This is a genomic window from Paenibacillus taichungensis (assembly GCF_050994985.1).
In the GTDB taxonomy this organism is placed as follows: Bacteria; Bacillota; Bacilli; order Paenibacillales; family Paenibacillaceae; genus Paenibacillus; species Paenibacillus taichungensis.
Genome location: NZ_CP194720.1, coordinates 6,197,134 through 6,209,060, shown reverse-complemented (window position 1 = coordinate 6,209,060; position 11,927 = coordinate 6,197,134). Strand labels below are relative to the sequence as shown.

The following is an 11,927-nucleotide window of genomic DNA, read 5'->3' as shown; positions in this document are numbered from 1 at the left end:
TAAAAAAAGGTGTGCCTCGTCAACTAATGACGAGGCACACCTTTTAACTATGTTGAGATGAAGTTCAGAGGTCGCCGAACTATAGCCCCAGCAGCTCACGTTTGGAAGCTTCCGGATCATGGACCAACTCCAATTCATGATTAAAAATCAGCGTAGCGCGATCATCTTCGTAGGCAGGCCAATTTACTCCCGCTGTCTCAGGCTTGCCCTGCTTGGCAAACGAAATCCATGCATCCTGCACTTTACCTGCAAGTTTTACCGCGGCAGCATCCGGTTCGGCATTCATAAACTTCAATACAGGTAACGTATTAAAAGCAAAGAAGATATCGATGCTATGGATTGATTTATGCAGCAGTGGGTGCTCCGGCATCACCCAATCAAAGCGATACATCCATACAGGTGCATGTTTCTGCTGAGCTGCCGCATATTGCACAGCCGAGCGCCAGAAGAACAGATCCGTCATCACCTGAGCCTGGCCATCTGCAGTTTTGGGATAACTGTCCGCAATTGCTGCCCGATTCTCCAGATCAGGTGTCATGAAATCAACAGCCTTCACCATGTTGATTTCTTCGGAGTAAGGGATTTGAGGCTGAATAAACAACGAGCCTTCATGCAAAGTGGTTCCGATCAGTACAGGGATATCCTGTGCCGCGCCCTCTTCTACCGCCTGAAGAGGCGACTTCGGAAGTGTAACTTCATCCAGTACGGGCTGGAACAACAGTGCCATCCCTGCACCGCTTTGTTGTTTAACCGTCTCGCCAGCAGCGATGATTTGCTCCACTGGAATGGTTTTGAGTTTGTGCAGGTCATCTGGTGTTACACCCAGAACCTTCAACATACCATCACGAATGGCTGAAGCCTGCTCTGCTGGCATGACTTGTGAGGCTCCACTTTGCATAATGGCACGATGGAACAATCCTTTGGCAGCTGGCATCGCCATCAAAGACGCAATACTCATGCTGCCCGCAGATTCCCCGAATACAGTGACGTTATGCGAATCACCGCCAAAAGCTTCGATGTTGTCCTGTACCCATTGCAGTGCAGCAATCTGATCCAGTAAACCCACATTGGATGCAAAACCCTCCCCAAGCGGAGCCAGATGCAAGAACCCTAGCGGCCCCAGACGATAGTTGATCGTCACGACGATAACGTCTCCCCGGAGAACAAGTTGTGTTCCATCGTACATGGGCTGGCTGCCAGCGCCTGAAACGAACGATCCGCCATGAATCCATACCATCACGGGAAGTGGATCATGGCTTTCTTTTTCAGGTGCCCAGATATTCAGGTAAAGACTATCTTCCGATTCCACCGGCGGCTGTCCGGATATGGCCTCGGTTTGGGGATTTCTTGGCTGTATATTTTCAGGGCCGAACTGCGTCGCCTCTCTGACTCCATCCCACGACTCGGGTGAGACCGGGACCTGGAAGCGTAATTCACCCACGGGTGGTGTAGCATAAGGAATGCCTTTCCATACACTCGCTCCATGCAGAAGCTCTCCTTGAACCGTTCCATATCTTGTATTCACTTGAAGTTCCCTCATGCGCATATACATCCTCTCTACTGATCGATAGTTCCAGTTTACGACTGGTATTGTTCAGATCTGGGTGTAACTTTGAGCTGATGAAATTCTGTCTCAAGGTTTGTTTAATAACGTACACAAAGAATAACCTTCTATTGCTTCAACGCCCTCTCGTATGTACTAGCTGGCGCGTTTCCACTAATTTGAGTATAGATCTCCGCGATACCCATTTACAAGTTTGTCCAGATTCAAGTACCACTGCTACGTTTCACGTGGAACTTTTACAGCAATAATAAAGACTCCGCTTCAATTAACGAGCGAAGTCTTCTATTGTTGCCCTGCATATTTCATCAACTTACCCGATGTATGGATCAATTACCGCCGTTTACTTTTATCGGATAATGAACCGTATATTCTGCGCCTTCAATCCAGCTCCCGGTCACATGATTACGTCCCTTAACGACAACCCGATCACGGTATACATCGACATGCAAACTCTCACTTCCCTCCAGATGCTCGTCCTCATCCGTCCAGAGATAAGCTACAGAGGAAGCATTAAACATCGTTGGCAGCTGTCCGCCACCTTCGTACATGGTATGCTTAGCCTCTAATTGCCAATGGGTGTGCCCAGAGAAGAGGATGACCTGCGGATAACGACTTAGCACAGCCTTTACTGCTGCGTCCTGACTCACGCCATACCAACCCTGTTCCTTCATGGAACCCGCGACTGTATCCATCAGTGGTTGATGGAGAAAAACAAAAATCGGCTGCTCCGGCAATGCTTGCTCCGACAGTTTCGTTTCCAGCCATTGCAGTTGATCTGCAGACATATCACAATCTTTCGGATGAGGCTGCTCCGTACCCAGGAAGATATAATGATATCCGTCGATCCAGTGGTCGTGATACGATCCGTTCATACCTGTGATTGCTGTAAAATCGCTCAACCGCTTCTGCCATAACCCTTCAATCGAGATCGATTCATCCAGTTTTTCAATGTCATGAGCCTCGACTTGGCCCATATCCCCTGAATGCCCCAACACCTCGCCCACCTCATGCTGGTTCATTGTGGTCAAGTTCAGCGGCGGATCTCCCCATAAAATGGCTCCGATATCATGATTACCTACAGTGTAACGTATTTGAGGCAATGATTCGCCGTGAGCCTCCAATATACGCTGCAACTCTTGGTATTCTTGCTGCAGTCCACGATCGGTCACGTCGCCCACATGCATAATTCCACTGCTGCCATGGCTATACGTTGCGATGTCTTCCAGCGCTTTCTCCAGATGACGGTTATGGATATGATCAGCCTGCTCTCTCACATGAGTATCTGTGATGACCTGGAAGCTGATTATCGGTTGTTCGTGTTTATTTTCATTTCCCATCAGGAATCACTCCATTTCAGTCCAATAATGCCAATCAGAATAAAGCCCATCCAGACGATCGACATCGCCTTCAGACGTTCACCCAGAAAGTAATGTCCCACGATCCCAATCAATGTAATGCCTACGCCCGACCAGATGGCATAAGCAACACCCAGCGGCATATACTTCACAGCAAAATTCAACAGGGTAAAGCTCGCTCCATAACAAGCAAACATAAGAATGGAAGGCCATACGCGGGTAAAACCATCCGAGACCCTCATCAGAATCGTACCGCTCAGCTCCAATCCAATCGCTAGGGCAAGCAGTATCCATCCTGTATATGAATGACTCGTCATCGGTTTACCTCGACTTCCAGCAATTCATCAAACGAACGAACCGTAAGGTCCGCGAGCTTGATATGAGCAGGTTCACCGATAGCAATCTTCCAGGCAGCTCCGGCAGCACGAGCCATCTCCATATCACCATCCGTATCGCCGATCACGACAACTCTTGCAGTAGGTACACCCAGACGCTCACACGCCAGCAACAACATGTCAGGAAACGGTTTTCCCCGTCCAACCTGATCCGTTCCTACAACTACGGTGAAAAAAGATTCAATCCCCATCCATTTCAAATGACTTAGCGCATTTTCTGTCTCATCCGCTGTGACGACGCCCATTCTCAGTCCTTTGCTGCGACACTGCTCAAGAAAGGCAAGGACGCCTGGGAGGGGCTGAGCAGGGCGCTCCTTATTCATTGCATATTCTGCCTGTAGCAAACATTCCCTCACAATAATTTTCGCTTCCGCCCAGCTTAATCCTGCACGATAGCCATGCCAAGTTAATACGGCATAAACTTCCTCCATCGTTCCCATGGCAAGGGGCCCTCGCACATCATAACCGTTCATTCGTCCCTGCTCATCATGGAATGTTCCCCATATATGAGGAATCTCTGCTGCATTGAACTGAAGGCCACGGGCAGCAAGCTCTTCCCGGAAGTTCTCCATCACACGATCGGTCCAGAAGCCCCACATCGCTGTAAAATCAAGCAATGTCCCATCCTTGTCAAATAAAATAGCCTCAATTGGGGTAGAAAGGCTCCCCAGCATTAAATCGGGCATCAGTTACGCTCCTTGTCTGCTGAATTACTAAGTCAGAAAAGCGACACATGACTGCACCGCTCCTCCAAGTTAAGCTTGTTTCCCTTGTTATTTCACGCGATCCAATTCTTTTTGAGCCTTTTCTTTGGCTTCCTTCAGCGCTTGTGCCGCTGGAATGTTATTAATCTGCACCTGATCTGCTGCATCCTTCAGTGCGTCATTGATTTTGCCTCCAGTCGGGTCCTGGAACGGAGCCGAAGCATGGGAAGCCTGCTGCAGTGGAACCTTGATTTGCGGGTTCTCTTCACTGAACGTTTTGAAAGCAGGATCTTCTTGAGCAGATTGACGAACTGCAATGTAACCTGTGTTCATGGACCAAGCTGCTGTATTCGCTGTTTCCGAGAAATACGTCAGCCATTTATAAGCTGCTTGCTGCTGTTCCGGACTTGCTTCGGCCGGGATACCAGCCATGATCGCACTCGCTACAGGTTTGCCTTGGCCTACACCTTCCCAGCCTGGCTGTTCCATAGCTGCAACGATGCTGAAATCCAGATCTCCCTGGTCACCGCTGGAACCGGTGTATCCGGCTGCTTTATTTTTCATCACATCATCAATGGTTTTGTACCAGTACTCCCAGCCTTGGCCGCCAAAATGAATACCCATGGTCTTGTCCTCATTAATCCACTTGCGGAACAGCTCCCACGTCTCTACCCATTCTGGTGAATCAATCGTTACGGTCTTGCCGTCATCACTCAGAATTTTCCCGCCTTTACCCAGCACGGCGTCGATCATATTATCGCTACCCCACATCGGCTCCCAGCCATAGAAGGTTGTCTTGCCATTCTCCTGCTTGCTCATCTTCGCTGCTGCTTCAGCAAGTGCCTCCCACGTGGTCAGAGTGGCAGGGTCGATATTATTATCTTTCAGCGCATCCATACGGTAATACATGATCTGAGTTGTTCCGTACATCGGTAAGAAATATTGCTTGCTGTCTACTTTTCCCTGCTCCAGGAAGGTTTGCACGTAATCTTCCTTGTTAAAGCTCTGATCGGCAGCGATCAGCTCATCCAGAGGTGCATAGTAGCCTTTGCGCGCCCAGTCGATATTGGAGCTTAGTACAGCGGCGGGTACTTTTTTCGAGGCAATGGCTGCCTGCAGTTTTTGTTCCGTCTCCGTGTAATCTGCTTGTACAATCCCTTTCACAACAACTTCGTTCTGGGATGCATTGAAGGCGTCAATCGTCTTCTTCATGTTATCTCCCAGGTTACCACCCAGACCATACCAGAACTCAATCTCGACCGGACTACTTGATGCAGAATCAGCTCCATTCGCAGCAGCTGCATCTGAACCCATGCCTGTGCCGCTATCGGCAGAGGAACCACACGCGGTGATCAGGGCAAAACTCGCAGCCAGTACCAGCGACATGCCCCCTCTCCACCTGAGCTTTAATTTGTTCCGCCATTTCATACTCGCTTGACCCAATTTCATTTTGATTCCTCCTATATAAAGTATGTTGTGAAAATCAGTTCTTGTTCACGCCGGCAGTAATATTCACACTCTGCATGATCGTTTTCTGGGTAAACAGGAAAAGGATAAGCAGCGGTGCGATGGTAAAAGCACTGGCAGCCATGATCTGCGGCCATGCCAGACCGTAGGCTCCACCTTCCACGAAAAAGCTGCGCAGACCTGCGGATACCAATTGCAGATTCGGGTCTTTGGTAATGAGCATCGGCCAGAAATAGTTGTTGTACTGGTCAATGAATGTAATCAACACCATCACGGAAAATGACGATCGAACCAGCGGCGTCATAATGGTCCACAGAATGCGGAAGTGCGACGCTCCATCCAACTGGCCGGCTTCCACCAACTCGTGGGATACCTGCATGAACGCCTGACGGATCAGGAAGATAGAGAACACACTGACACAGTTGGACACAATCAGTCCGGTGTAGGAATCCAGTAATTTAAGTTCGCTGAGCACCAAATAACTGGGCAAATAAACGGCGGTACTCGGAATCATGTAGCCTACCAGAATCAGTCCGGTGAGTACCCCTTTTATACGAAATCGCATATGGGTGAGTGCATAGGCCATCATGCTGGAGTTAATGACTTGGATCAGACAGATCGCAGCCGCTACCCCTGTACTATTCAGAATGTAACGGGCAAACGGAGCAGCTTGCCACGCATCCACATAATTGTTCCAACGGAACGTTTCGGGCCAGAAGGTTGGCGGGAACTGCCAGATCTCGTCATTCGTTTTGAAACCGCTAATGACCATCCAGTAGAACGGAAATGCCATCGTCAGACTCACCAGAGCAAGCAGCAGATAGCGAAGTGCGGTAGCAAATCCTTTTCCTGCACGAGGGACCTTCCGTTTCTGCACTTCTTCACGACTATTATCTTTTCTTGTTTGGTTGGTTAAAGTGGTCATGTTCATTAGTAATGCACCAGGCGTCGACCGAGCAGGAAGGATACTCCCGACAGCAGAACGCAGATCAGAATAATAACGACGGCGATGGAAGAAGCCTCGCCCACATTGAAGGACTCAAATGCAGATTGATAATACATATAAAGCAGTGTTCTTGTTGATCCCGCCGGTCCCCCTTGCGTCATCACGTTAATCTGGTCATAAGCCTGAAGCGACTGGATCGTCAGGATGATGGACAGGAAGAACGTGGTGGGTGAAATCAACGGCAGTGTAATGCTTCGGAACTTGTCCCAACTGCCTGCCCCATCAATCGATGCCGCTTCAAGTAAATCGGATGGCAGATTACGCAATGCAACCAGGTAAAATACCATGGACCAGCCAATCGACTTCCACAGCGTGACGATGAGCACAGCTACCAGTGCCCAGTTCTGATCTTTCAGCCAGCCGATCGGGGATATGCCGACCCATCCAAGCAACAGGTTGGCCAGCCCCACTTCAGGTTCGAAAATCCAGGACCACGCAATGGAGACTGCGACAGTCGGAGTCACCCAAGGGGAGAATAGCAGGGTCCGGAACAGGCCGGAGGACTTCATCTTGCTGTTCATGAGCATGGCCAGCGCCAATCCACCCACAATCGTAGGCACTACACTTCCAAGACCGAACAACAGCGTAACTTTTAATGAACGGTAAAATTCAGAATTGGTTAGCAGATAGCTGTAGTTATCCAAACCGACGAATAATTTGTCAGGACTCATGAAGTCCCAATCCGTAAAACTCAGATATACAATGTATCCCAAAGGCCCCAGCCAGAAAATGAGTAATGGGATAAGGGCAGGAAGGGTGAAGAGAACCGCTTCTGTCTCCCTCCATAATTTCACACGCAATTTGCACACTCCTAATCGTCCAAATTTTATTTAATTTCTCTAAAAATCATGCCTTCAAACTCCCTTTAATCTCTTCTGTACAAAAATGATTGTATAATACATTTGAAAAAACTAATTCCGGGTTATGTTAAAATAACGCGAGGTCATGTAAAATATGAAAAGGAAACAGGGAGTCCCATCCATATACTAGAGGTGAGATTGTGGGAAAAGAAGCTGCCGAGGACCAGAACCATTCCTCGTTGTCCTATCGGCCCGAGCTGAGGGAGAAAGTCATTGACGCCATTGCCAATACCATGGATCTGTATGGAGTCAATCATTCATTTGGTCAACTGTATGGCATTATGTATTTTGAAGATCGCCCGATGACGCTGGAAGAGATGAAAACGTCCATGAACATGAGCAAAAGTAATATGAGTTATGCTGTACGTTCGCTTACCGAATCTCAGATGATCTATAAATTGGAGGAAAAGCGGGAACGTCAGGATCAGTATCTGGCCGAAACCAACTTTTTCCGTACGTTTCAGAACTTCTTCGGGGCCAAGCTTCAACGGGAAATCGACGTGATGCAGGAAAGCCTTCGGGAGGTCATTCCGCAGTTATCGGAGATTATTCTCGCCAGAACAACTCCGCCGGAGGAACGGGAAGACGCTTTGCGGGATTTGCATAAACTTCAGCATGCCGAGCAGTATTATGATTGGTTGCAGGGATTTGTAGACCAACTGCGGGATGGTGTTTTTTACAAAGACGCTCCACATGAAAGTGATTAATAAAGTGTATACACCTTATAAAAAAAGCCAACTCGGCGAGCAACGATGTGCTTGCTGAGCTGGCTTTAAATAATTAAAAGGGGAGCCCCGCCATGTTTTCATGGTTGGGGCTCCCCTTTTGTTATAGATATGGTTATCTTATTTCTGCGCCGCAGCCTCAATGTCTGCATAAGCCCAGTGTGTTGCTGGTACGTCTGTAAAAGTTGGCGTAGTTACGCCTGTTGCCGGCGTACGTTTGAACAGTACATTTAGTACTTTCACTGCTTCAGCGCGGGTCAGTTTACTGTCCGGTTTAAATGTACCATCGTTATATCCGGTCATCAGGCCAGCAGATAGTACGTAAGCAATCGCATCGGAAGCCCAAAGGTCGGCGGACACATCTGTAAATCCAGCACCATCTGTTGCTTGTGTTGTGCTGCTTGATGCATCTGCGCTTTGTTGCTGTATCCAGCGGTATGCAATGGTCGCCATTTGTGCACGGGTAATTGAACCCTCTGGCACAAATTGAGTAGCGTTCATACCGTTCATGATGCCTGTGGATTGCGCTTTTTCAATATCGCTTGCTGCCCAATGAGTTGCAGATACATCGTCGTAGTTTACAACGTTCGCAGATGCAGTTCCCGCATCATCAGACAGATTACGAGCCAGCATCGCTGCCATTTGCGCACGGGTTACGAATGCATCCGGGCGGAAATCAGCACCAAATCCGTTGATATACGGGTTGTGCGAACCTTGGGAAGCTTTCAGCCCATCCACCACAACGAGCGTGAACGTGCTGAATTTGTTAACTGTAAACTCGATGCCTTCACTGGAATCGCTGAGTTTCACCAGTTTGCCTTGAATCAACTCTTTCGTACCGTCACTGTGTTCGATGTACACAGCCAGGTTGTCCAAAGCTTGCTGGCGGGCAGCAGGATCAGTTGGCAGACTGTCGCGCAGCGGCAATGTCAGTGTTACTTCATGGCTTTGCATATTGGTTTCGATTTCAACTGGACGAGCCAGTACTTTCACGTTTGAATTTGGAGTAATCTGTTGAATCAATCGCTCCTTCTTCGCACGTTCTTCCACTTCTTTACGCTCGAATTCCTTTTTCAACGGAACGACGCGGAAGTATAGATCCTGGTCGAATCCGGCAATCGACTTCGTTGGAACCGAGATAATAGCGTTCTCTGTGGAAATCTCAAGGTTAAGCCCACCATCATTCAGCTGTTTCACCGCTGCTTTTGGCAGTTCGATGCGTGTCTCAGATACAGCATCTTTGGCGTCAGGGATGACAATGCGTGCAGTGTTCATGTTTAATTGCTTCGCTTTTTCCACTGATTCCTTGGCAATCGCCTCAGACATTTTCACAAGGTCCTTGATCGTGCCGTCGACTTCGGTTGTACGTGTAATTGGCGTTTTGGTCAAATTGGTGCCATTCGCTCCGTTCACGTCCACGACGATTTGTTCCTGCTTCGTCGTCGGTGTAGTCGTTACAGGTGTAGTCGCTGACGATCCTCCACCTGTGTTTCCACCCGGGTTAGGGTTAGGTGTTGAACCATTTCCGTTATTGCTATCGCCATTTGCCGTGAAGACAATCTTCACCGCGCGTCCTGGTAATAAGTCACTGATGGCTTTGTAACGAACCCATACCGTTTTGTCACCGCTAAAATCAAATTTCTGAATGGAAGCAACATCAATCCAGGTCTGTTTACCATTGAGGGAGATCTCCATCGTGTCATCCAAGCCAGTTATGGTGTTGTTGATATCATTTCCCGTTACATTAGGGGCCGTGAAAAATTGGTTGAATACATATTGTAAATTCCCAACATCCTCGTAGCGGTCTTGTTCATTAAGTACCCATTCGGCCAGTTCTTTCTTGCCTTCCGGGCTGAGATCAGCTCTCTTGGATAAATCAAGTTCACCTGTAAGATTGAATTTGTATTGGTCAAAGAAATTGTGTCCGTTAAACTGTTCATTCATAGTTGTCTCAAGCCACTGATCCATTTGATCTATAGTGGTGGCTTCCTCAAGAGGCTGGAAAGGCATTGATAGCAGTGCCAGCAGAAAGCGCGGATCTGCAATCCCTACTTGAGCCTGTTTTGCAATGCGTTCCAATCCCAATAAATGCAGGTACTTAAAAGCGAAAATTGGTTTGTTTACTTCGCTTAATTGTAGATGATGATCTCCAACTTGACGAAGCATATCTGTCTCAGGGTCTTTAAAATGATCGGGTCCTTCAGACAGTTTCTGCGCAAATAGGTCCAGCTTGTCCTGAAGTACGCCCAACCCTCTCTGCTCCCAGATCAACTGAGCTTGTACAGCAAGCTCAATCATATATTGAACTTGTTCCTTATTTTCATAGTTTCTTTTGATATTATCAATCAGGAACCCAGCCACATAATCTTTGACCTGCTTAGATAAAGAACCATATTCATTGGGGAAATCAATACCTAATTCCTGGTTTTCCATAGCCAGACGCATAGCATCTATATTTTTGTCGACCCTTGCAGTATTTACAGCAGCCAACGCATCAATTTCATTACCAGGGAAAAATTCGTTAAATGTAGTCTGAATGGATTCAAAACTTGCATATCCACCAATCGGTCTTTCAGTAAGCATATGATCAGCCAACTGTTCCTGCTCTTCTGGTGTCAAGTTATCCATTTTGCTTGTATCCAAAGCGAAGCTCGTTATCGGAGTTCCTGGATTCGCTTCGTTATAAGTCAGAATATTCTCATGAATTTTATTCAATTTATCCAGTGACGTTACCATTTCCTCAGTCGTATTTGCACGATTAATGAAAGGTGTATCTTCCACTGCTGTGTCTATATATCTCAAAACGCTTGAAATGGAAGATGTTTTTTTGAGTTTAAGTTCGTATAGATAAGCCGTTGTGCGTTTATCTACCTCGGAGGCAGTGCTATATGCAGCAATGAGTTGATAGAAATTAGCTTCAGCACTCGGAAAATCAAAATGAACTATTCTTTCTGCTTGCTTACTATACAGGTCATTAAGTGCAACTACTGCATTCGGTCCATCGATTTGGCGAGTCACTTCAAGAGCTTTCAGAGCTAATTGCACAAAGAACTCAACTTGCTCCTTGTTCTCATATCCTTTGCTTGTTGGCGCCTCGATATCTAATAAGTATTTTGCAATAGCCTCCTGATCTTCTACAGGCAAAGATTCAAAATCAGGCATACCAATGAATTGCTTATTACGAAGCAACAAAATAACATCTTGGATAAAGTCATTGCTGTTACCCCGGTCTGCTTTCTTTTTGAGCTCGTTATACTGGTCCAGTGCACTCAACTGCACAGTGAATTCGATTGATTGCATTTGATATGCAGTTTCCAAATTTCGATCTTTAACAACGACATTGAAATAGTACGTATCACCTTCTACTAAATTCGTGATTATTTTCGTAAATGTACCATCTGAAAGAGAAGCTGAGCCATTAATCCAGTCATCATCGTAGGCATGACCTGATGTTACGCTGATTTCTTCCATATTTTCAAGATCAGAATCATTGGATATGTAAACCTGGTAATTTACATCAGGTGGGGTAGAAGATCCGGATTCTGCATACTTCCATTGCAATTCGATTGAGTTCTCGTTTACATACTTTATCGTTAATAGACCATTATTTCCTGGTGTTAGATACGATGCTCCTGCACTTACCTTTCCTGCTGGTGCTGCTAACCATGGAGCTGCCAACACTAAAATGAGCAACATGCTAATTATTTTTCTGTATTGCATATACGCCTTCCTCCCTAATCTCACTTGTCGAAATATGGGCCTATTGTAGTACATAGCTCTGAACGGATTCTGAACATTCACTCCAATAAACGGAAAAAAATCCGGCCTGTAGGTGAAAAACAGGCCGGATC

At 47.0% G+C, this 11,927-nt stretch carries 9 protein-coding genes; 1 reads left to right on the top strand and 8 read right to left on the bottom strand.

Going from position 1 to position 11,927, the window contains the following annotated elements; translation table 11 throughout:
* Positions 1–79 precede the first annotated feature (79 nt).
* The 7 genes from ACR1R9_RS28105 to ACR1R9_RS28075 form a co-directional block, all read right to left on the bottom strand.
* Positions 80–1,540, bottom strand: coding sequence for a carboxylesterase/lipase family protein (locus tag ACR1R9_RS28105; protein ID WP_433922215.1), 1,461 nt, complete (start codon positions 1,538–1,540; stop codon positions 80–82).
* Positions 1,541–1,890: 350 nt separating this feature from the next.
* Positions 1,891–2,901 (bottom strand): metallophosphoesterase family protein, encoded by a 1,011-nt coding sequence (locus tag ACR1R9_RS28100; RefSeq protein WP_433922216.1) that lies wholly within the window; start codon positions 2,899–2,901, stop codon positions 1,891–1,893.
* A complete protein-coding gene (locus ACR1R9_RS28095; protein WP_076287289.1) occupies positions 2,901–3,236 on the bottom strand; it encodes a DMT family transporter in 336 nt (111 codons plus the stop codon). Before ACR1R9_RS28095 ends, ACR1R9_RS28100 begins: the two co-directional genes overlap by 1 nt.
* Positions 3,233–4,000, bottom strand: a complete 768-nt coding sequence (locus ACR1R9_RS28090; protein WP_433922217.1) for an HAD family hydrolase — start codon at positions 3,998–4,000, stop codon at positions 3,233–3,235. Before ACR1R9_RS28090 ends, ACR1R9_RS28095 begins: the two co-directional genes overlap by 4 nt.
* Positions 4,001–4,087: 87 nt before the next feature.
* Positions 4,088–5,467: an ABC transporter substrate-binding protein gene (locus ACR1R9_RS28085; protein WP_433922218.1), complete on the bottom strand. Its 1,380-nt coding sequence runs from the start codon at positions 5,465–5,467 to the stop codon at positions 4,088–4,090.
* A 34-nt stretch (positions 5,468–5,501) separates the two neighbouring features.
* A complete protein-coding gene (locus ACR1R9_RS28080) occupies positions 5,502–6,416 on the bottom strand; it encodes a carbohydrate ABC transporter permease (protein ID WP_433922219.1) in 915 nt (304 codons plus the stop codon).
* Positions 6,416–7,291, bottom strand: a complete 876-nt coding sequence (locus ACR1R9_RS28075) for a carbohydrate ABC transporter permease (RefSeq protein WP_099857897.1) — start codon at positions 7,289–7,291, stop codon at positions 6,416–6,418. The genes ACR1R9_RS28080 and ACR1R9_RS28075 overlap by 1 nt, the downstream gene beginning before the upstream one ends.
* Positions 7,292–7,491: 200 nt before the next feature.
* Between ACR1R9_RS28075 and ACR1R9_RS28070 the strand changes: the two genes are divergently transcribed.
* A complete protein-coding gene (locus tag ACR1R9_RS28070) occupies positions 7,492–8,058 on the top strand; it encodes a GbsR/MarR family transcriptional regulator (protein WP_076287286.1) in 567 nt (188 codons plus the stop codon).
* Between the two features lie 138 nt (positions 8,059–8,196).
* Here ACR1R9_RS28070 and ACR1R9_RS28065 read toward each other — a convergent pair whose 3' ends face one another.
* A complete protein-coding gene (locus ACR1R9_RS28065) occupies positions 8,197–11,772 on the bottom strand; it encodes an S-layer homology domain-containing protein (protein ID WP_433948855.1) in 3,576 nt (1,191 codons plus the stop codon).
* Positions 11,773–11,927 lie beyond the last annotated feature (155 nt).